This is a genomic window from Ancrocorticia populi, assembly GCF_003123745.1.
In the GTDB taxonomy this organism is placed as follows: domain Bacteria; phylum Actinomycetota; class Actinomycetes; order Actinomycetales; family Actinomycetaceae; genus Ancrocorticia; species Ancrocorticia populi.
On sequence record NZ_QETB01000006.1, the window covers coordinates 93953 to 115214 of the forward strand.

A 21262-nucleotide genomic window follows, 5' to 3' on the forward strand; every position below is an offset into this window, starting at 1 on the left:
GTGACGGTTTCTTGGTAGGTACGAGGGGGTGGGTGTGGTGAGCGCGGTTGAGGATACGGCTCGTGAATCGGATGCGTGGGTCCTTGAAGCGTGGGCCGAGCACGCCGGGTTTTTCGAGGACATGTGGGAGGGTGATCACCACCCCGCACCACCCTCCGAAGAAGATTACGCAGCACACGATATCGACTGGGTAGGCGAATCAGCCGCCGTGCTCACCACGACTGTTTCCCAAGACGCCGACGGGGCGGTGCGGGTCCTGCAGATCGTGCGGGATCTGCTGCGCGGACGGCTGGCTGCTGGTAGCGAGGCGGCCTGTATTGACCAGATCCGCCTCCTGGAGGACATTAAAAGCGCCGCCGCTTGGGCTCAGATGGTGGCGACCGAGGAGTTTCGCCATCGTCGTGATCAGGCCGAGGCAGATGCTGGTATCAAGCTGGAACAGCGCGCCAGAGGCATCGGCAGCGAGATCGGACTCGCTAGGAGGGCCTCACCCCAGCAAGGATCCGGCGCGGTCCGCACCGCCCACACGTTAACCACTGACATGCCCCACGCGTTAGAAGCACTGTGCGATGGGCGACTGTCGGAGTACGCGGCGGGGCTGGTGGTCAAAGAAACCAGTCACCTGGACCCGGCAGGCAAAACCGCGATCGATACCCACATGGCCACCCGCTACGGAAAGACCGGCTCGCGGCGTCTGGCCGGTGAAGTCCGGGCCGTAGCCCAGCAGGCCGACCCGGTGGCATATATGAAAGCCCACGCCCTGGCTAAGTCTGCTCGGGCGGTGAACATACGCCCAGCACCATCAGGGATGGCCTACCTGACCGCCCTACTACCGTTAGGGCAAGCCTTCGCCTGTAAGAAAGCCCTCCACGATACCGCCACCTCTATGGCCTTCAGCGAGGAGACCGTGCAGGCTGGCCCGACCCAGCTCGAAGCCGACCTATTGGTCCAGCGCCTGACGGGACAATCCCATGCCGAGGCAGTCAACATCGAAGTCCAGCTCGTCATGACCGACGAAACACTGCTCGGCACCACCAGCACAGTTCAGACTCCGGGGCATACTGCTTCCGTCTCTCCGGTCATTGATAATACGGGCCGGCACGCTGAGGACGTGTTTACTGCCGCGTGGATGCCCGGCTATGGTCCCATCCCCGCAGCACTCGCGCGGGACATGCTTGATCCGGTCCATGATCACCAGACACCGGCCCGGGTGTTTCTACGGCGCGTGTTGACCGATCCGGTCACCGGAGACATCACAAAGATCGACACCAGGAAACGTGAATTCACCGGTCCGCTACGACGAGCTCTGGTTCTGCGTGATGAGCAGTGCCGGACCCCGTGGTGTAACGCACCCATCGCCCATTTAGACCACGCCCACCCGTTCGCCAAAGGCGGCCACACAAGCCCTGGCAATGGGACCGGGCTCTGTGCTAGGTGTAACTACACCAAAGAAAACCCCGGCTGGCACCACACCCCCACCAACACCACCACCCGAAACATCACCACACCCACCGGCCACACCTACCAAAGCCAAGCACCACCCATAACACCAAACCTCAACAGGCGCGTATAACATAGGATCGGCGGCATGAGACTATTTGCTTCCGTGATTCTTCTGGTCGCTGGCTGCAGTGCCACTGGCAGCGCCAACTTAACCGTGTCGCCGGAGAATATAGAACAACAAGCTGCTCGGGTTCTTCAGGACGAGGTGGGAACGGATTATGCGCCTGAGCTCGACTGTGGCTCTGAACAGATTGACCTTGTGGAGGGCAACACGGTCGATTGCGTCCTGACTGATCCACCAACAGGTGAAGAGTACGACACCACGGTCACGATCTCGAACGTTGATGGCACTAATTACTGGATCACTGCGGAAGTTGCCGAGACTCAAAATTAAGTGCAATTGGCCAGCCCAGCTGGGCAGCTCGGATTTGTGCATCTACCCATGAGGCAGGTTTGAGCTCGCCGCCACTACGGGTGTGTACCGGGTTCTCATAATGAGTACCGGCCTTCTCTGCATCCAGATACACCCGTAGGAGCTCGGCCGCCGTTTCCGCATCTGCAAGTGCGCGGTGATGATTGTGCACACTGATTCCGGCCCGCTGCGCTGCAGCGTCCAATGAATGTCTTCCTGCTGGAAGATACATCTTTGATAGCTCCATGGTGCACACAGTGGCGCTATCGGGAATAGACATCGGGAAGCCTACCCGCTTGAACTCCTCGTTGAGGAACCCCACATCGAAAACGGCGTTGTGCGCCACAATTGCCCGGAATTCTAAGTGAGTAACAAGTTCCGGAAGGATTTGGGCGAAGGTGGGCGAGGAGGTGACGTCGTCGTCGGAAATTCCGTGAATAAACTGTGCCCGGATGGCACGGCGGGGATTGATCAGCGTGGTCCATCTGCCCTCGAGATTGCCCGCGCTATCGAGCAACACGACACCCACCTCGATTATTGATTCGGTGCGGGCATTTAGGCCGGTGGTTTCCAGATCTATCACGGCAAAACCGCTCATGTCCCTCCTTTGTTCCCGGACACTCTACACGGGCCCGTTCCACCGAGGGTGAACTCACAGTCCAGAGTGGGAATGTTTTGGTCCCTTAATGCTTTGATGATGGTGTGAACGCAACAATGATTGACGAGAAGGAACTGACCGCACTTGATCGCTGCGACGTCTGTGGTGCTCAGGCATACGTCCGCGCCACGATGGAACACGGCGAACTTCTTTTCTGTGGGCATCACGCTGCCCAACACATCGATAAGCTGCGCGAAGTAGCCGTATCTATTCAAGATCAGCGAGATCGCATTAGCTGAAGCGTGAAATGACACGCGTTCGCGTGCCAAAACAAGAAAGCGCTCGAGTGAACACGTAGCATGTTGGACGTGTCTACGAACGAAGCTTATACAGCGCGCCACCTTCAGGTCCTAGAGGGCCTCGAAGCCGTTCGCAAGCGCCCTGGTATGTATATAGGATCCACGGACTCGCGCGGCCTTATGCATTGTCTTTGGGAGATCATCGACAACTCAGTGGACGAAGCCCTTGAAGGCTATGGCAGAAGCATCACCATTCGCCTGTACGCCGATGGATCGGTGGAGGTAGCCGATTCCGGGCGCGGCGTCCCCATTGACGTTGTCCCGGGGGTCGGGCTAACTGGTGTTGAGGTGGTTTACACCAAGCTCCACGCCGGTGGGAAGTTCGGCGGTGGCTCATATACATCGTCGGGCGGCCTGCACGGCGTTGGCGCTTCCGTTGTGAACGCACTGTCTGCACGCATGGACGTTCAGGTGGATCGCGATGGGAAAACCTACCAGATGCAGTTCCATCAGGGGATTCCGGGCCGGTTCGCCAACGGGCGCCGGAAGAAGGTGCCGGAGGCCGACTTTTCGCCGTTCACCACTGGCTCAGAGCTGGACGTAGTAGGGAAGGTAGCTCGCAAGAAGACGGGAACCCGGGTACGCTACTGGGCCGATCCAGAGATCTTCCCGGCAACTGCGCAGTTCTCCTACGATGAGTTGGTTCATCGCGTACGCCAGACGGCGTTCTTGATCCCCGGTCTCAACATCACAATCTGTGATGAGCGCGGCTTGCCTGACACGCCTGGAGCGGATGGTCCACACGAGGAATCCTTCTGTTTTGAAGGTGGAACCGTTGACTTCGTGGATCATCTAGCGAAGGATCCCGCCGTCACTGCAACCATGAAACTAGCCGGTGAGGGCACCTTCACGGAGAACGTTCAGGCCTTCGACAAGAAGTCTGGGCATCTTCGCACCAAGGAAGTGGAGCGCACCTGCACGGTCGATATCGCACTTAGGTGGGGAACGGGATATGAGACCGAGGAAGCGTCCTTCGTCAACATCATTTCCACGCCCGGGGGCGGCAGCCACTTGAGCGGATTCGAGCTGGGACTGATGAAGGTCATGCGCTCCTTGGTGGAATCTAATGCTAGGCGTCTGAAGCTCACTGCGAAGGAAGGTAAGATTGAGAAAGACGATGTTCTTGCCGGGCTTACAGCGGTTGTGACCGTCCGCCTGCCTGAGCCTCAGTTTGAAGGGCAAACCAAGGAAATCTTGGGAACGGCGCCAGTGCGCGGTATTGTTGCTCAAGTTGTGGAGCGCGAACTAACCAACGTGCTCACATCCACTAAGCGCGACCAGAAGACTGAAACTCAGCGTCTGCTGGAAAAAGTGATCGCAGAGATGAGGGCGAGAATCTCCGCACGCATGCACAAGGAGATATCGCGACGCAAGAATGCCCTCGAATCTTCGAGCTTCCCAGCGAAGCTTGCGGATTGTCGGAGCGAGGAAGTGGCAAAGACCGAACTGTTCATCGTGGAAGGCGATTCGGCGCTTGGCACTGCGCGTCTGGCGCGCAACAGCGAGTTCCAAGCCCTCCTTCCTATTCGCGGTAAGGTACTCAATGTTCAAAAGGCATCGCCCACAGAAATTCTGAAGAATGCGGAAGTGGCTTCTATGATCCAGGTGGTGGGTGCCGGTTCTGGCCGCACGTTCGATATTAATGCAGCGCGCTACGGCAAGATCATCATGATGACGGATGCCGACGTGGACGGCGCGCACATCCGCACGCTGCTCCTCACGCTCTTCTTCAGATACATGCGGCCAATGGTTGCGGCTGGGCGAGTGTATGCCGCGGTTCCTCCGCTCCACCGGATCGAAGTAGCCGGAGCGGGGCGGCGCAAGGCCCACTACATCTACACGTATTCCGAGAATCAGCTGCATCAGGAGCTCGCAAAGCTGGAACGCTCGGGACGCCACTACAAGGAGCCGATACAACGGTACAAAGGGCTTGGAGAGATGGACGCCGACCAATTGGCCGAAACCACCATGGATCCCAAACACCGCACGTTGCGCCGTATCCGGATGGAAGACGAGGCCGAGCTTCGGTCTGCAGAGAATGTGTTTGAGCTTCTCATGGGGAATGAGGTGGCGCCACGCCGCGAGTTCATCGTTGAGGGTGCGGCCCATATTGATGCACAGATGATTGACGCATAGCGCGGTAGACTCTCAATCAGTGACTAACAGGGAGATATATGCAGGAGATTCCCTCCGCGCTGACATGGGTGCCAATCGGACCACACCAGTCAAAAGAGATTCTTAGGCTCGTGCGCGATATTGAGGAACATGATGGGACGCCTTACCGTACCTCTCATGAAGAGATCCTCGATTACTTCGACCCCACCCACTTTTGGCGCGCCACAGCTGCGCGGGATTATTCGGGCAGGCTCATCGCCTTCGGGTTAACGCGCACCCCGATGGCGCCGGGTAACAATGTTGAAGTTACTCTCTCGGGTGGGGTACACCCAGAATTTCGTGGTGCGGGTGTGGGTAGGCAGCTGCTGCGCATGCAGGTTGTGACCGCCGAACAACTTGTACAAGCGGAAACCGAATCAGCTATTGCCATCATGCACGTTGATGCGGGCCAAGAGGACGTTGAAGATCTGTTGGAGCGCGCCGGATTCACCGCAGCAAGCTCTTACGTCCAGATGCGGCGGGCATTGGGCGGCTTCAGCGGTGCCTCAGAGCTTCCCACGTTCGTGTCAATCGAGCCCTTAACGGCCGACATTCGCGATGAGGTGCGGAAGGCACACAACGATATTTACTTTGAGCAATTTGGGCAGGCACCACTGAGCGGGGCGCAGTGGGCGCTGGAGCGCCAATACACCCATCTGCCGTGGAGCTTCGTTGCTGTAGACCGACGCGGTGATCGCCCGCGGGTAGCTGGGTACGTCCTATCGGGACGCTACGAGCAGGATTGGGAGAGCCGCGGCTGGTCTGAGGGCTACATCCAAGAGGTAGCCGTGGTGAAGGAATGGCGTGGCATGAACATCATGCGGTCGCTACTGGGGGCCGCGATGGGTGCCTACGAGGATGACGGCATTGAGTTCGCCGGTTTAGACGCAGATGTGGAGATCGATGGGTCAAACGGCACCTCGGTGATCTTCGAACGCTTCGGATTTGAGAAGACTGGGATTACCACTATCTTCGCCCGTCCCCTCCAGATGCGTGCCAGTAGCCTGCGCAGGGTGTTGCGCAAAGATCAGCCGACTGAATGAACGATCGCCGTCATACCCGATCCCGAGGCGTCCCGGCGCTCGTCAATATCTGGTAGATCTACCGGCTTCCCGTTTGAGTCCATCGCGCGAAGAGGCTGTTGGCCAACGTAGGCTAGCTGGAGGCAATCCTCGCCACGAACAAACCTTTGTGCGCGAACTCCACCGGTGCCGCGACCTTTGGCTGGGAAACGGTCCAGAGGCGTTACCTTCGCGGATCCGGCCACCGTACCTGGCAGAGCAGAGGTACTCCCACTAATCGTTACAACCATGGATCCGGCTAGATCGTCGCCGGGCACAACGCCTAGGTTGAGGACGCGCGCAGCATCGCCCAGCCTGATACCCGCGATACCTTGGCCGGTGCGCCCTTGCGGACGAACGGCTTCGGCAGAGAAGCGGAGCAACTGGGCATCGCTGGTCACCAGCACTATCGTGTCTGAATCCTTGCATGGCCGGGCGCCTATCAGGCTATCGCCGGGTGCAAGCGTGATGACTTCGAACGATTCGCGGTTTGGGTAGGTCTGAGGCGTGGATAACCTCTTCACCCTGCCCTTAGCAGTGGCCAACGCAATCGGGGATTCATCCGCCAAGCTCACTATGGTTAGCGGTACTTCGCCGTTGCCGAGCGTGAGCAGGTCTTTCAAGCGGGCACCGCCGCGCAGGGACGGAGCAGAGTTAGTGGGCGGAAGGGCCGGGGCCAGAAGTGTATCAAGGCGGTGGAGATTCCCGAGATTGGTCACCACCCCGATCTGCCCACGCACTGTGGCCGGAACAGCGGCGGTTAGGCCGTCGTGTGCTGCCCGATCGCCCGTACTGACAGGGGTATCGGCGATGCGTGCAATTAACCCGGTTGTGGAGAGAAGCACCCAGCAGGGATCGTCAGCTAATTCGAGCGGCATTGCGCCTTTACCGGCTTGTTCAGTACCGTCGGATTCCATGAGGACCGTTCGGCGCGGTGTCCCGTATGATTCTGCGACTTCCTCCAACTCTGTGGAGACTACTCGGTGCAGCTCTTCTTCCGAGCCTAGAATCTTCTGGAGCTCGGCGATCTGATCGAGGAGCTCCTGGCGGCGCTTCTCTAATTCGATCTGGGAGTACTTGGTGAGGCGGCGAAGCCTCAGCTCTAGGATGTAATCGGCTTGAGCTTCGCTCAGGTCAAAGACCTGTTGCAGCCTGCTCCGTGCGGCGGCCGTATCATCTGAGGATCGGATAACCGCGATCACCTCATCGATGTTAAGGACGGCAATGAGGAGGCCATCAACGAGATGGAGGTCCTTCGTTGCCTTATCCAGCCTGAACTGCGACCGGCGCCTCACCACGTTGATGCGGTGGTCAAGAAAGACTTGCAGCAGATCCTTGAGTCCGAGGGTGCGCGGCTGACCGTCTACGAGTGCTACGTTATTGATGCCAAAAGAGTCCTCCAACGGCGTGAACCGGTAGAGCTGGGCCAGCACTGCCTCAGGATTGAAACCGTTCTTAAGTTCCACTACTAGGCGCATCCCGTTGTGGCGGTCCGTGAGATTGTGGACACCGCTAACGCCAGAGATTTTCTTTGAAGTAATGGCGTCCTTGAGCTTTTCTATGACTTTCTCAGGTCCAACAAGGTAGGGGAGTTCCGTGAAGACGATGCCTTTTTTTCTTGCCGTTACGTTTTCTATGCGCGCAGTTGCCCGGGTTTTGAAGATACCGCGACCGGTCTCGTATGCCTGACGGATGGGGTCCAGTCCCACAATCTTGCCGCCTTCTGGAAGGTCCGGGCCGGGGATGAATCGCATCAGATCATCCAAGCCTGTCTCGGGGTGCTTCAGAAGGTGTTGGGCTCCAGCCACCACCTCTACAAGGTTATGTGGCGGCATATTGGTTGCCATTCCCACCGCGATACCCGAGGCGCCGTTAACTAACAGATTGGGGATCGCCGCTGGCAGGACCGAAGGTTGAGTCAGCGTGTTGTCATAGTTGGGCACCATGTCAACAACGTCTTCGTCGAGCGAGGTAGTCATCGCCAGCGCGGACGGCGCCATCCGAACCTCGGTGTATCGCGCGGCCGCCGGCCCATCGTCGAGCGACCCGAAGTTTCCGTGGCCGTCCACCAGAGGCAGCCTCATGGTGAAATCCTGAGCCATGCGGACTGTAGCGTCATAAATTGCCACATCGCCGTGAGGATGCAGCTTACCCATGACATCGCCCACCACACGTGAAGACTTCACGTGGCCTTTATCAGGGCGTAAACCCATCTGATCCATCTGATAGAGGATGCGGCGCTGTACCGGCTTGAGGCCATCGCGGGCATCGGGAAGCGCGCGGGAGTAAATTACCGAATAGGAGTACTCCAAAAAAGAAGTGCGCATCTCTGTTGAGACGTCGATGTCTACAATCTTCTCTTCAATCTCATCGGCAGCAGAATGACGCATGCACTCAAGTATTCCGGGCCGACGGTTCTCCGCCAAGTTCTACGAGGACGTGTTCAGTGAGATTGATGACGAAGATGCGCCAGACTAGCCGAAGTGAGAGAATCGGGCGGTGTCTGTTGATCAAAAGCCCGCCCTGCTGAGTGAACTGGCGTCCATCGTGGCCGTCGATTCACCTATACTCGGTGACCTCATGGACTGCCTTCAAGGGATCTCACAGATTCGCGCCTATTTCGTGCGGCCAGAGACAGTGTTCGATCAGGACTCTGTCTACAACTCGGTTGGCGTGTTCGTCCTCACCACGAATCAGCTCATCATTCTGGTCTCCGATGTTTCCTACGAGTTCAGCCCTGAGGGAGAGTTCATCACCACCACTCAGTTCGTGGATCTTCGTGAGATCCGGGACTTTCAGGTGATTCGGCGCCGTATCGCCGATGGCAACTCCGCTGGCGCACTCAGCTCGGTTCAGATGCGACTGCGCTGGGGAGCGTCCTGGCAGCAGGATATTCGCCCGGCCACTTGCGACAATCCGCAGTGCTCGGCGGATCACGGATATATGGGGATGATGAGCGGCGACGACGCGGAGGTACTGCTCGATTCCTCACTGGAGGAGACTACTTTCCGCAAGGGGCTGAGCTTTATCGCCGATCTCCAACGGGCACTGGCGGACCACGCATGAGCCGCTGGGTGGTCCCGACGGGCCGTTCAGTACGCATTAGCCTTTCAGCCGGACTAGACGCCGTTGGCTTTCACACGGTGGGCTCACGGGAGGATCGGGCACTGCTTGGCCTGCCGGAGGCGGACCACGTGTGCTTTGTTCTGGTGGACGGGCTTGGATATCACAACCTAGATTCGAGAAGCGGGCACGCCCGAACGCTCCGCGCTTGGGAAAGCCTCGAACCGATGACTACCGTTGCGCCAAGCACCACCGCAGCAGCTATCACGGCGTTGGGCACTGGACGCCAACCCGGCGAAACGGCCATGACCAGCTATGCGCTGCGGTCTCCGGCCACGGGAAAGAACTTTTCGCTCATCAAGTGGGAGGGCAGTGGCCTAGATCCTCTGATGTGGCAAACCTGCCCCACGCTCTTTGAGGAGCTTCTGGCGGAACAAGCTGAGAGTTGCGTCCTGATCCAACCGCGCGAGTTTATCGCCTCAGGACTAACTCAGTGCGCACTGCGTGGGGCGCGAGCCATTCCCGCTAACACAACTAACGATCGCATAGATGCAGCAGCTAGCGCGCTACGTCGTGGAGCTAAGGCCGCCTACCTCTACTGGGGCGAACTGGACCATACGGGCCATTCAAAGGGCTGGATGTCGGAAGACTGGGTGGAAGACCTTGAAGAGCTAGACGCCGCGATGGCGGAGCTGGCCAGCAGAGTTCCGCGAGGCACGCTCATCATCCTGACTGCGGACCACGGGATGATCGACGTGACGCGCCGATTCGACGTTGCGGAGGAACCGCAACTGGCCTGCGAGGTGGAACTTGTGTCCGGGGAGGAGCGCGCTGCCCACCTGTATACAGATCACGCAACCGCCGTAGCCGAGCGCTGGCAGGAGTTCTTTGGCGCGGATGCACTGATCTACACGAAGGCAGAAATAGCTACGAACGGCCTGATGGGGCCGTTGGCGGACCGCACCAAAGAAACAATGGGGGATGTGCTCGTTTTCATGGGAGGCACAGATGCGGTGATCGATTCGCGCCAGCGTAGACCCAACCAATCCTTTATGGTGGGTGTGCACGGCTCGCTCACCGAGCAAGAGATGCGAGTTCCTCTGTTGATTGAGGTGGCGTAATGGCAGAACTGGTCTTTTACTCGGGCACAATGAACTGCGGCAAGTCCACGCTCGCACTCCAAACCGCCTACAACTATGAGCAGCTCGGCCAACGCGGCATGATCTTCACGCGTGAAGACAGAGCGGGATCTGGAAAGCTCTCTTCTCGAATCGGCTTGGAATCGGATGCCTTCGAGGTTAATACTTCGACAGATTTCTGGCGAGTGGTCGCGGACGAACGAACCAGGGGCCGCCGCGTGGACGTCCTCATCTGCGACGAAGTCCAGTTCTATACGGAGCCTCAGGTGGAGCAACTTGCCCGAATAGTCGACGAAATTGGTATTGACGTGTATGCATTTGGGATCACGTCAGATTTCCGCACGAAGCTCTTTCCCGGTTCGGCCCGCATGATTGAGCTGGCCGATCAGGTTGAGGTGCTTCAGGTGAAGGCCCTGTGCTGGTGCGGGAAGAGGGCAACCCACAACGCCCGTACCATCGATGGAGTTATGGTGACGGAAGGCGAACAAGTGGTTGTTGGGGATGTCAATTCGGGCACGGTTGGTTACGAAGTACTGTGCCGATCTCACCATATGAAGCACATGACCGCGGCAACTGCCAAGGCAACCATGGGTGAGGATCCGCTCCCGAACGCGTGGAGTGCGGAAGCTTAGTCTTTCTTCCCGAACACGATCTCATCCCACGAAGGCATTTCGGGGCGCGAGCTGCGGCGCTTCTTAGCATCAGAACGCGTTCCGGCCGGATGATGCGCTCGATCCTCTTCTTCGGGATCGAACAGATCATCACTCAACGGCTCAGCTACTGAGAGTGCGCGATTGTGCTTGCTATCTGGAGTGGCTGCCGATTCGGGCGGCAGAACGTGAGGTGAGGTGGCGTCAGAATAGGTGGGGTCTCCCTCGGGGTGAGAACCGGATACCTCGGGCTCTTCCACGTCTTCAAGCTCATCGAAGGTGGGCATTGGGCGCGAGTGACCTCGCTGAGAATCCAGAGTGGCCAGAACGTCATCTATGCGGGGATTGGCAGGTTCTTCTGGCGGTTGCTCGATCTGCTTCTCTGAGAGTGCCTGAGCGTCCGCGTTACGCGCTTCGAGGCTCTTGCGGTCAAGGTCAACGCGCCAGCGGGCCGTGTGCTCTTCACCGTTCTCCGTGAAGGTGGCACAGAGCACCCAAGGATTATGCGACTTTCGCGTTGCATCCCATGAAATGCCATCGGACGGCACGCCGCGGGCAACCAAACGAGAGGTGATCAGTTCTTCAACCGTAAGCGAACCTTCTTCCCGGCCCAGAACCATTGCGGTGGCAAGCCGGACAAGGTGCTCGCGTTCAGCCTGAATCGGATAGGCAAGCACAGAGACGCGCGCGGCAGGTAGTGAGGAGACTTCACACACCTGCTCAACGCTCATGCCTTCACGGATCATCGCCTGAATCTCCCTAGGAGAAACACTCCGAGTTATCTCAGGCGAGGTGGGGCGAACATCCCTACGCAGCGATGCTCGCAGCGCATCGGTAATTGGCAACGAGTAGCGATTACCCTCTCCATCATTGAGTGTTAAGTGTTCCCCGTCTGCTTGGAGCCCGAGTAATTCGAGTGTGATCATGACTCCCTTTCCTCCCGCTTGTGTATCAAGCGTGCCACGGCACCATCGCCGATGGCGTCAATAGGCCTCGGTGTGTTCCTCACGCACGCGTTGAGCTTTTAGATGTATTCCGGGTAGGCAAACAGCTGAATGTCTGGTACATTGTGGGCGCACTCGCGCGACGCGTGTGGGAACAAAATCGCACTTCTTGCGTTCTGTTTGGCAGAGCGCAAGAGATTGGTCCTCTTGCCGCTTGGACCATTGGGAGAAATAAAGACTGGAGCGTGAGCTACCGTGGCTACCGATTATGATGCACCTCGCAAGCAGGATGAGGAGCTGAAGGAGGATTCCCTCGAACAGCTCAAGGCCAGCCGCTCCGAGCAGCAGTCTGGATCAGTGGATGAGGACGAAGTTGAAGCCGCTGAGGGGTTTGAGCTCCCCGGTGCCGACCTTTCGAACATTGAGCTTTCCGTAAACGTGATTCCGGCACAGGATGATGAGTTCACGTGCTCGCAGTGTTTCTTGGTCCACCACCGCTCGCAGCTCGCGTACGAAGAGAATGGACTTCTGGTTTGCGCGGAGTGCGCAGCCTAACTAGTTAGATGGAGTAGTTGTGGGAATCTTTTCCCGAAAGAAGGGCTCCCAAGCTTCCGAAGAGGAAGCCCCGGAAACCGAGGAGCTGATCGGACCTCTCAGTGAGGAGGATCATCCGGATCGCGGAGAGCTCCTTGACGCGGGAGCATTGTGGCTTCCACAGGTCGAGGGCGCGACCGTCCAGTTTTCTGTTGATAAGCGGCGCAAGCTTGTCCTAGGAGTGGTGTTCGTCAAGGACAATTCCGCACTTCAGCTTCAGGTGTTTGCCGCCCCGAAGTCTGCTGGCCTGTGGGACGATATCCGGGCGGAACTCATCTCCGCGATCGCTGCACAAGGTGGCCAATCGCGCCAGTCCGAAGGCGAATACGGCGCTGAGGTCCTCGCAGTTATGCCCGCTCCCGGTGCCAACAACACGAAGGCAACTAACCGCGTGCGGTATGTGGGTATTGATGGCCCACGCTGGCTCCTGCGTGCAACACTCACTGGCCGCGCCGCCACCCAGGATGAGGCCGCGTCGAAGATTCTGCATGAAGTGCTGGATACCGTTGTCGTGGTTCGCGGACAAACTCCGCACCCGCCACGCGAGCTGCTCGCCCTCTCAATCCCCCGTAAGGAAGGCGAGGAAAAGGAATCGGAGCGGCCCTCGCTCTCCCTGCCCGAACGCGGCCCGGAGATTTCGGAAGTTCGATGACAACCCGGTCCCGGAGGGTAAACGTGCGTGGCGTGACCACGGCGATCACCTATCCGGGCGCGGGGCCAGCACCCGTGCTGCGCGTCCAACTTCGCGTGGGGGAGAACTCCCTCGTGCTGGCATTCCTTGGGAGGGACGATCTGCAGGCGATAGAGATCGGCACGCAGCTTCGGGCGAAGGGCGCACTGGTAGACAGGCGCGGTACACCCACCATCTATAACCCGGAAATCAGCATCATTGCGGATACCGAGGTAGAGGAAGACGTATGAGTGAGCAACCGAAGCACACCGGGCTGAATTCAGTTATCGCAGAAGAATTTGACGTGTGGCAGGCGCTCGGCGGAGTTCGCGGCCTTATCGAGACTGCTGCGCCCGGCCTTGTGTTCATCGTGGTATACGTGGTGAGCGGGGAGCTAACTCCCTCGATCATCGCGCCAGTTGCGTTATCGGCTGCGTGTATCCTGCTCAGACTCATCCAACGGATCGACGTGACCCCCGCGCTCGGCGGCCTGGCAGGCATCGCGATTTCGGCCATCTGGGCATGGCGGTCCGGCGAAGCCTCGAACTTCTTCGGGATGGGGCTTATCACGAACGCCGCCTATCTGGGCGGTCTGCTGCTTTCGCTCGCGGTCCGGTGGCCCGCGCTTGGACTGCTTATCGGGGCGCTACGCGGCGATATTACGAGCTGGCGCCGGGATCCGGCGCTGATCGGAACTAAGAAGGCGTACTGGCGCATTACGTGGCTGTGGTGTGGATTGTTCGCTGCACGCCTCTTGGTTCAGGCCCCGCTGTATTTCGCGGATTCCACCACGGCACTGGGCATTGCCCGGCTCGTCATGGGGCCATTCCTTTTCGCATTTGTAGCATGGCTGAGCTGGATGATGGTGCGCCGCCTTCCCGCTGTTACTCCTGAGGATTCTCCAGCGGAGTAAAAAGTTCGGCCACAAGGTCCAGATCGTCTTGTGCTCCTTCCGCGCATAGTAGTAGTGCCTGATCTCCCGCTTCGAGAGTGAGATCCGGATCGGCTGGAACGGGCATTCCGTCACGCACGATCGCGTTGATGATGACTGTGCCGGGAAGATAGATCTGCGAAATCGGGGTGCCTGCCACCGGGGCGTTATCTGGCAGCGTCACCTGCATGAGCGTGGCACCGGACCGCTGAAATTGCATGACGGTGATGAGATCTCCGTCCGCCACAGCGTCCTCCACAAGGGACGTCATGATTCGCGGGGTGGAAACGGCTACATCTACACCCCAAGAATCGTCGAATAGCCATTCGTTCTTTGGGTTGTTGATCCGCGCGATGGCACGTTCCACGCCAAATTCGGTTTTACAAAGGAGGGAGACCACGAGGTTGGTTTTGTCGTCCCCAGTAGCGGCGACGACGACGTCAGTCTCTCCCGCGCCCGCCCGCCCAAGAGACTCAACTTCGCAAGCGTCTCCGAGGATCCAATCGGCCTGCGACACGGAGGCTACCTTCATAGCCTCCGGTGCCCGATCGATGATGGTGACGTCGTGTTTGGACCGAGCGAGCTCGCGGGCGATCGAACGGCCAACGGATCCTGCGCCCACAATGAGTACCTTCATTAATCCTCCTTGACGGGGTGCATGAGCACGTATTGGGCGGCACCCGCTTGGGCGGTTCCCACAAGGAGCTTGACGATATCGCCGTCCTGCAGGACGAAGCCGCGATGAGGGAGAAGGCCATGGCCCAATCGTGTCACGTAGGCAACCTGAGCTTGGGTGGCATCTTCGACTTCTCCCACGGTGTGCCCAAACCAGTCATCTACCACATCCACGCGAATGAGGCTGATTTCGGCCACCTCATCGGTGTATTCCACATGGGGACCCAACGGAATGAGGTGACGCAGCACCTGATCGGCAGTCCACTTCACGGTGGGAACCGTGGGGATACCTAGGCGTTCATAAACATCAGCCCGTGTGGGATCGTAGATTCTTGTTACAACGTTCTTCAGCCCGAAGGTTTCCCGGACCACGCGAGCGGCGATGATGTTTGAGTTATCGCCCGAAGACACTGCGGCGAAACCCGTTGCATCCTCAATCCCGGCTTGGCGCAGCGCTTCGCGGTCAAACCCCACACCCGTCACGCTTTGTCCACTGAAATCCTCGGGTAGGCGCCGGAAAGAATCTGGGTCGTGATCTATCACGGCGACAGAGTGGCCCATAGCGGACAGGTTAATTGCTAGTGCGGCACCAACGCGACCGCACCCCATAATGACGAAGTGCACGGGTTAGACGCTACCTCAACTCGGAAGGTAGCGTAGCCTATTTGATCATGGGTATTCCTCAAAAGGCCGCGCGATTCGCTGCGTCGCGGCGGGTAAGCGCGTTCAGCGCGGTGGTGCTAGTGGTATTCCTAGCGCCGCAGTTGGCGCTGCGCGTTATGCCGTCTGCCGGGGTGACTTCTCACCTAGTGGTGATGGCTGCGCTGGTGGGTTCATCCCTGCTTGTTTTCTTCGCCCTAGCGTGGCAGGAACGCATCTTGCCCCGCAGCTCCAATCCTCGGCTGGTTGCCACCTATATCGGGGAGCGGACCAGCGTTGTCCTGTCCTCGGCCCGGTTCGTTTCCTATGCCCTCATCGTGGTGATGGGCGCGGGGCTGGCGGTGGGGGGCCTTTCTGCCTTGATTGACTTGAGCGGGTATGGGCGGATCGTGCTGGTTGCCACGGTGATTGTGCTGGCATTTCCTGGGATCTTCGGGTCGCGCCCGCCTTCGCTGGTGTTGTATCTAGGGGCCGGTTTTTCGGTGCTCGCCCTCGCGGTGCTTCTCATCTATGGTCTCATTGCAGAGGTTTCGGGAGGGTTCTCTGAGGAGACGTTGGCGGCAACCCGCGAGTATATGGCGAATACGGCACAGTATGAGGCCGGTCCATTCTCTCTGCACGCGGTGGCGTTGGTGGGCTTGCTGCCGTCCGGGATGCTCATCCTTGCAATTGACCGCCGCTCCGTGAGGTCTGAGGAGCGGGCTGGCAATATACGCATGCAAGGATGGCGGGCTGTCTTTGCTTTCGTGGCGATACTCATCACGCTGTACTTCGAATCATCGCTTCAGATGAGCGCGAATACGCGAGCACTTCCTGTGCTGGCGATGGCATACGGGCTCTTTGGCAGCGCTGGGCACAGCGTACTCTCTATTGCAGCGATTATTGCGGGTATGGGGGCAGCCGTTGCAGCCTACGGCACGCTGCCTAGGCTAGTTCACGATTTGAGCGTTGACCGGATTCTCCCGCGCCACTTCGCCACCGAGAATTCCCCGCGCCCTAGAGTTCTTGCCGTGTCAATCACCGCTGGTCTGGCCGCGCTGGTGGCGGCAGTCACCTACGCTTCACAGTCTCCCGCGATGATGTTTGTGTTCACCACGTTCGCCATCTTCACCCTTTCGTGTGCCGCGATGGGCTTCCGCGGTTCGTCGATTCTGAAGGAGTCAGTGAGCAAGGAAGAGCGGGCCAGAGCTCGCGTTTCGCGGTGGATATTCGGGCTGTGCGCCCTATGCGGCGTGGGTGTGTTGGTGGGGATTGCGTGGATTCGTACCGGCTGGGCCGCCACCGCCATCGTTACCCTCCTCATTCCTGCCGCTCTTCTTATCTTCTTCCGGCGGGGTCGGGTACGCGTGGTACGCCAGCTTGCGGCAACCGATTTGACCGCAGGGCGTACGCTTCCCACCCGAGTGCATGGGGTGGTCTTGGTCTCGGCTCTGGACCTGCCCACACTTCGTGCGGTCTCGTTTGCTCGGGCGGCCCGGCTCAGTTCGCTGACTGCGGTGACGCTCGATTTTGATCCGAGAGCAACGAATGATCTTCGTCAAGATTGGCGGGCGGCCGCGCTCCCCGTTGAATTGACAGTATTGGGGACCCCGGAGGGCGCAGGGCCCCAAAACATCGTGGACTACGTGCGCTCCTTGCGGCAGACTCAACGTGCGGACATCGTTATGGTGTATATACCGCGGCTGGTGCCCACTGGTGTATGGCAGAGGTTCTTTGTTCGTCACTCCGAACCGCGTATTATGTCTGACCTGCGCCTCCAAGACGGTGTTGTCATAGCCGAGGTTCCCTACCAACTTCAACCCCAAGATGAGGAATAGCATGATCGATATTGAACTCACCGATATTGCCCATGGCGGAGCCTGCGTTGGACACAGCGATGGGCGGGCCGTTTTTGCCCGATTTGGGCTACCGGGCGAACGCGTGCGAGTTGCCGTAACTGAAGAGCGCTCAAAGCTACTTCGCGGCGACGTGGTGGAAGTGCTAGACAACCCTTCACCGCACCGTATCGATCACCCATGGCCCGTTGCAGGCCCGTTGGGGGTAGGCGGGGCTGAGCTTGGGCACGTGGAATTTGATTACCAAAGCGAATGGAAAACCTACGTCCTCAACAGCACGCTACGTAGGATTGGCGGGCAGCGGCTCGTTGACCATCTTGCGGAATCGGGGATCCAACCGCATGTGTTTCCCTTCGATGGAGACCGAGCGAATGGCGGCTGGCACACACGTACGCGTGTGGAACTCACCGTTGACGCGGACGGTTTCCCGGCCATGTACCGAAACGGAACACGCGAAACCGTTGCTGTCGGCCACGTGCCGTTGGCCGTGGCCGAAATCGATGACTTGGAGGTGTTTGGGGGATCGTGGGCCGGTCAGTTCCGTCCGGGCCAGAGGCTGAGGGCTGTAGCCCCTTCCGGAAGCGACCCGGTGTTGATGATTGACAAGAATGCCTTCTGGGCACCTCTGATGCCTGCAGAGCCCTATGTTCGCGAAGACGTTGTGGTGGGCCATAACCTCTACAGCTACCGAGTCCGCGCCAATGGGTTTTGGCAGGTGCATCGTGAAGCAGCGGCCCAGCTGATTGCGATGGTGATGCGAGCCGCCGCGGTCCAACCGGGGGACAATGTAGTGGAGCTTTATTCGGGCGCTGGTCTGCTCACTCAGCCCCTCGCCATCGAGGTGGGCCAAGGCGGAAGCGTTCAGTCCCTCGAAGGTGTGCGTCAGGCAGTTGAGGATGCCCGGGCGAACCTGCGGGAATTCAGCTGGGCCACCAGCCGAACCTCTGCTGTCAGTGCGCAGTTGGTGGGGAAGGAAGCTGGCGATGTCGTAATCGCTGATCCGCCGCGGGCCGGATTAGGCCAGGAGATCGCCACCATTCTGGCTGGTACGGGTGCGAATCGTATCGTGCTGGTTTCCTGCGATCCCGCGTCTATGGCTCGCGATATTCGTGCCATGGTGGATGCTGGCCGAAAGGTAGTATCGATGGAATCAGTGGATATGTTTCCTAATACTCACCACTTCGAAGTTGTGACTGCTTTGGTCTGAGACGGAATAGTGGTGAAAGGCTGCGCGTTAACGCCAATAACGTGATATCTTGACGTCAAGATAGTTTCAGCAAGAGTTATCTAGAGGAGTGTCATGAGCCTGAACAGCTTTAACTCGCGCGCCCAGCTTGAGGTGGGCAGCGATTCGTATGACATCTACCGTCTTGATGCAGTTCCAGGACTTTCTCGTTTGCCTTACTCGCTTAAGGTCCTCGCCGAAAACCTGCTGCGTACGGAAGATGGCGCCAATGTAACCGCCGCCCAGATTGAGGCCCTCGCCTCATGGGAACCTGAGGCAGAGCCCAGCCACGAAATCCAGTTCACGCCTGCGCGTGTGGTGATGCAGGACTTCACCGGCGTTCCCTGCATCGTGGATCTTGCCACCATGCGTGAAGCAGTGTCCTCTTTAGGTGGGGATCCCGATAAGATCAATCCGCTCAACCCTGCGGAGATGGTGATTGATCACTCCGTCCAGATCGACGTGTTCGGCCGTCAAGACGCTCTTGAGCGGAACATGGACATCGAGTATCAGCGCAACGGTGAGCGTTACCAGTTCCTTCGCTGGGGCCAAGGTGCGTTCGAGAACTTCAAGGTTGTGCCACCCGGGACCGGAATTGTCCATCAGGTCAACATCGAGTATTTAGCTCGCGTAACGATGACTCGCGATGGAGTGGCCTACCCGGATACTTGCGTGGGAACTGATTCTCACACCACGATGGTCAATGGCCTTGGCGTTCTTGGCTGGGGTGTGGGTGGCATTGAGGCCGAGGCGGCGATGCTGGGCCAGCCGGTCTCCATGCTCATTCCGAAGGTCGTGGGCTTCAAGCTGACCGGCTCGATCCCAGCCGGATCTACTGCCACAGACGTGGTGCTCACGATCACCCAGATGCTGCGGCAGCATGGCGTGGTGGGCAAGTTCGTGGAATTCTACGGAGACGGGGTTGCTGAGGTTCCGCTGGCGAACCGCGCCACAATTGGCAATATGTCCCCGGAGTTTGGTTCCACGGCCGCTATTTTCCCGATTGACGACGTGACACTCGATTATCTGCGCCTGACCGGCCGTGACGATTCTGAGGTTGCGTTGGTTGAGGCGTACACCAAGGAGCAGGGCCTATGGCATGATCCGGCTCATGAGCCGGTGTACTCCGAATACCTTGAGCTGGACCTTTCCACGGTGGTTCCCTCCATCGCGGGCCCCAAGCGACCACAGGATCGCATCCTGTTGTCCGAATCGAAGGAGTCTTTCGAGAACACGATTGGTGACTACGCTTCCGATCCTGCCCAAGAGGTCGAATTGACGCTCCAGAATGGGACGAATACGCGGCTGAGCAACGGCGATGTGGCTATCGCCTCCATCACCTCGTGTACCAACACCTCGAATCCCTCAGTGATGCTGGCGGCAGGTCTTCTGGCTAAGAAAGCAGTGGCCAAGGGGCTTGGCTCCAAGCCGTGGGTCAAGACCTCCATGGCACCAGGATCGAAGGTAGTCACGGACTACTTCACCAAGGCCAACCTGTGGGATGATCTCAACGCGCTCGGTTTCAACCTTGTGGGTTACGGCTGTGGCACCTGTATCGGCAACTCGGGACCGCTTCCGCAGGAAGTGTCCGATGTTGTCAACGAGAACGATCTGGCCGTTGTATCAGTGCTCTCGGGCAACCGAAACTTCGAAGGCCGCATTAACCCGGACGTCAAGATGAACTATCTTGCCTCTCCGCCGCTCGTGATCGCATACGCGTTGGCCGGTACGATGGATTTCGATTTTGAGAATGAGCCCTTGGGCAATGATCCCGATGGCACGCCGGTGTACCTGCAAGATATCTGGCCCGATCCGGACGAAGTTCAGGATACGATCGATCAGTCGATTGATTCAGACATGTTCCGCGATAACTACGCGAGTGTTTTTGAGGGTGATGATCGCTGGAAGCAGCTGCCAACACCTGAGGGTGATCTCTTTGATTGGGACGCGGATTCAACCTACGTCCGTAAGGCTCCGTTCTTTGATGATCTGGCTGCCGATCCAGCACCCGTGAAGGATATTTCCGGTGCCCGTGTGCTGGCGAAATTGGGCGATTCGGTCACCACCGATCACATCTCCCCGGCGGGTGCCATCAAGGCGGATTCCCCAGCTGGACGCTACCTCGCCGATCACGGTGTGGAGCGCCGCGACTTCAACTCGTACGGATCGCGCCGCGGCAACCATGAAGTCATGGTCCGCGGAACGTTCGCTAACATCCGCTTGCGGAATCAACTCCTCGATGGAGTTGAGGGCGGCTATACGAAGAACCTGCTGACGGGTGAAACCGAGGCAATCTTCGATGCGGCAATGGCCTACGCGGAGCAGGATATTCCGCTGGTTGTGCTGGGCGGCAAGGAGTACGGTTCCGGTTCCTCGCGCGATTGGGCTGCCAAGGGCACGTCGCTGCTGGGAGTCAAAGCAGTGATCACCGAATCCTTCGAGCGTATTCATCGTTCGAACCTGATCGGCATGGGCGTTCTCCCGCTCCAGTTCCCCGAGGGTGAGACTGCTGATTCGCTTGGGCTGACGGGCGAGGAGACCTTCTCCGTCCGTGGTATCACCGCACTGAACCTCGGGCAAACGCCCGATACCGTGCATGTGAGCGCTGAGCGGGAAGACGGCACCCTCATCGAGTTCGATGCGCGGGTGCGCATCGACACACCAGGGGAAGCTGATTACTTCCGCAACGGTGGCATCCTCCAGTACGTACTGCGCGAACTCTCCAAGTAACACCCCGAATACCTCCTAGGGTGATTGGCCATTAGTATGGATAGATCACCCTAGGAGGT

The 21262-nt window shown here is 58.7% G+C and carries 20 protein-coding genes; 15 read left to right on the forward strand and 5 right to left on the reverse strand.

Features of this window, described 5'->3' with window-relative positions; all coding sequences use genetic code 11:
- Positions 1–34: 34 nt before the first annotated feature.
- Together DD236_RS10965 and DD236_RS10970 are read left to right on the forward strand one after the other, a co-directional pair.
- Positions 35–1573, forward strand: coding sequence for an HNH endonuclease (locus DD236_RS10965; protein ID WP_109094441.1), 1539 nt, complete (start codon positions 35–37; stop codon positions 1571–1573).
- Positions 1574–1588: 15 nt separating this feature from the next.
- A complete protein-coding gene (locus DD236_RS10970; RefSeq protein WP_109094442.1) occupies positions 1589–1897 on the forward strand; it encodes a DUF4333 domain-containing protein in 309 nt (102 codons plus the stop codon).
- On the opposite strand, the gene DD236_RS10975 is transcribed toward DD236_RS10970, so the two are convergent.
- On the reverse strand, positions 1866–2513 hold the full coding sequence (locus DD236_RS10975) for a 3'-5' exonuclease (protein WP_109094443.1): 648 nt from the start codon (positions 2511–2513) through the stop codon (positions 1866–1868). The two genes, DD236_RS10970 and DD236_RS10975, sit on opposite strands and share 32 nt — an antisense overlap.
- Before the next feature lie 104 nt (positions 2514–2617).
- Here DD236_RS10975 and DD236_RS10980 point away from each other — a divergent pair, with 104 nt between their 5' ends.
- From DD236_RS10980 to DD236_RS10990, 3 genes are read left to right on the forward strand one after another with little or no spacing between them, the layout of a single operon-like run.
- Positions 2618–2812, forward strand: coding sequence for a DUF7455 domain-containing protein (locus DD236_RS10980; protein ID WP_109094444.1), 195 nt, complete (start codon positions 2618–2620; stop codon positions 2810–2812).
- Between the two features lie 60 nt (positions 2813–2872).
- Positions 2873–5008: a DNA gyrase/topoisomerase IV subunit B gene (locus tag DD236_RS10985; RefSeq protein WP_109094445.1), complete on the forward strand. Its 2136-nt coding sequence runs from the start codon at positions 2873–2875 to the stop codon at positions 5006–5008.
- A 38-nt stretch (positions 5009–5046) separates the two neighbouring features.
- On the forward strand, positions 5047–6069 hold the full coding sequence (locus DD236_RS10990) for a GNAT family N-acetyltransferase (protein WP_109094446.1): 1023 nt from the start codon (positions 5047–5049) through the stop codon (positions 6067–6069).
- Here DD236_RS10990 and DD236_RS10995 read toward each other — a convergent pair.
- Entirely contained in the window at positions 6054–8477 is a 2424-nt protein-coding gene (locus tag DD236_RS10995) for a DNA gyrase/topoisomerase IV subunit A (RefSeq protein WP_109094447.1), read from the reverse strand. The genes DD236_RS10990 and DD236_RS10995 overlap by 16 nt on opposite strands.
- A 109-nt stretch (positions 8478–8586) precedes the next feature.
- On the opposite strand from DD236_RS10995, the gene DD236_RS11000 reads away from it, so the two are divergent.
- From DD236_RS11000 to DD236_RS11010, 3 genes are read left to right on the forward strand one after another with little or no spacing between them, the layout of a single operon-like run.
- Positions 8587–9153, forward strand: coding sequence for a DUF5998 family protein (locus DD236_RS11000; RefSeq protein WP_109094448.1), 567 nt, complete (start codon positions 8587–8589; stop codon positions 9151–9153).
- Positions 9150–10271: an alkaline phosphatase family protein gene (locus DD236_RS11005; RefSeq protein WP_109094449.1), complete on the forward strand. Its 1122-nt coding sequence runs from the start codon at positions 9150–9152 to the stop codon at positions 10269–10271. The genes DD236_RS11000 and DD236_RS11005 overlap by 4 nt, the downstream gene beginning before the upstream one ends.
- A complete protein-coding gene (locus tag DD236_RS11010) occupies positions 10271–10921 on the forward strand; it encodes a thymidine kinase (protein WP_109094450.1) in 651 nt (216 codons plus the stop codon). The genes DD236_RS11005 and DD236_RS11010 overlap by 1 nt, the downstream gene beginning before the upstream one ends.
- On the opposite strand, the gene sepH is transcribed toward DD236_RS11010, so the two are convergent.
- Positions 10918–11865 carry a septation protein SepH gene (gene sepH / locus DD236_RS11015; RefSeq protein ID WP_109094451.1) on the reverse strand — a complete coding sequence of 316 codons (948 nt, stop codon included), beginning with the start codon at positions 11863–11865 and terminating at the stop codon, positions 10918–10920. The genes DD236_RS11010 and sepH overlap by 4 nt on opposite strands.
- Positions 11866–12138: 273 nt before the next feature.
- On the opposite strand from sepH, the gene DD236_RS11020 reads away from it, so the two are divergent.
- The 4 genes from DD236_RS11020 to DD236_RS11035 are packed head-to-tail and all read left to right on the forward strand — an operon-like array spanning position 12139 to position 14060.
- Positions 12139–12438 (forward strand): DUF4193 domain-containing protein, encoded by a 300-nt coding sequence (locus tag DD236_RS11020; protein WP_109094452.1) that lies wholly within the window; start codon positions 12139–12141, stop codon positions 12436–12438.
- Positions 12439–12457: 19 nt separating this feature from the next.
- Entirely contained in the window at positions 12458–13129 is a 672-nt protein-coding gene (locus DD236_RS11025; RefSeq protein ID WP_109094453.1) for a DUF3710 domain-containing protein, read from the forward strand.
- On the forward strand, positions 13126–13398 hold the full coding sequence (locus DD236_RS11030) for a single stranded DNA-binding domain-containing protein (RefSeq protein ID WP_133246099.1): 273 nt from the start codon (positions 13126–13128) through the stop codon (positions 13396–13398). Before DD236_RS11025 ends, DD236_RS11030 begins: the two co-directional genes overlap by 4 nt.
- Complete coding sequence (locus DD236_RS11035) at positions 13395–14060, forward strand: DUF3159 domain-containing protein (RefSeq protein WP_109094455.1); 666 nt, start codon at positions 13395–13397, stop codon at positions 14058–14060. Before DD236_RS11030 ends, DD236_RS11035 begins: the two co-directional genes overlap by 4 nt.
- Here the strand turns inward: DD236_RS11035 and DD236_RS11040 are convergent.
- Positions 14032–14715 carry a potassium channel family protein gene (locus DD236_RS11040; protein ID WP_109094456.1) on the reverse strand — a complete coding sequence of 228 codons (684 nt, stop codon included), beginning with the start codon at positions 14713–14715 and terminating at the stop codon, positions 14032–14034. The two genes, DD236_RS11035 and DD236_RS11040, sit on opposite strands and share 29 nt — an antisense overlap.
- Positions 14715–15362, reverse strand: a complete 648-nt coding sequence (locus DD236_RS11045) for a potassium channel family protein (RefSeq protein ID WP_109094519.1) — start codon at positions 15360–15362, stop codon at positions 14715–14717. The genes DD236_RS11040 and DD236_RS11045 overlap by 1 nt, the downstream gene beginning before the upstream one ends.
- Before the next feature lie 62 nt (positions 15363–15424).
- Between DD236_RS11045 and DD236_RS11050 the strand changes: the two genes are divergently transcribed.
- From DD236_RS11050 to acnA, 3 genes are all read left to right on the forward strand, one after another.
- Positions 15425–17230, forward strand: coding sequence for an APC family permease (locus DD236_RS11050; protein WP_109094457.1), 1806 nt, complete (start codon positions 15425–15427; stop codon positions 17228–17230).
- Between the two features lies 1 nt (position 17231).
- The gene (locus tag DD236_RS11055; RefSeq protein ID WP_109094458.1) at positions 17232–18455 is read left to right on the forward strand and encodes a class I SAM-dependent RNA methyltransferase; all 1224 of its coding nucleotides are present in this window, start codon (positions 17232–17234) and stop codon (positions 18453–18455) included.
- A 93-nt stretch (positions 18456–18548) separates the two neighbouring features.
- A complete protein-coding gene (gene acnA / locus DD236_RS11060) occupies positions 18549–21203 on the forward strand; it encodes an aconitate hydratase AcnA (protein WP_109094459.1) in 2655 nt (884 codons plus the stop codon).
- Positions 21204–21262: the final 59 nt, after the last annotated feature.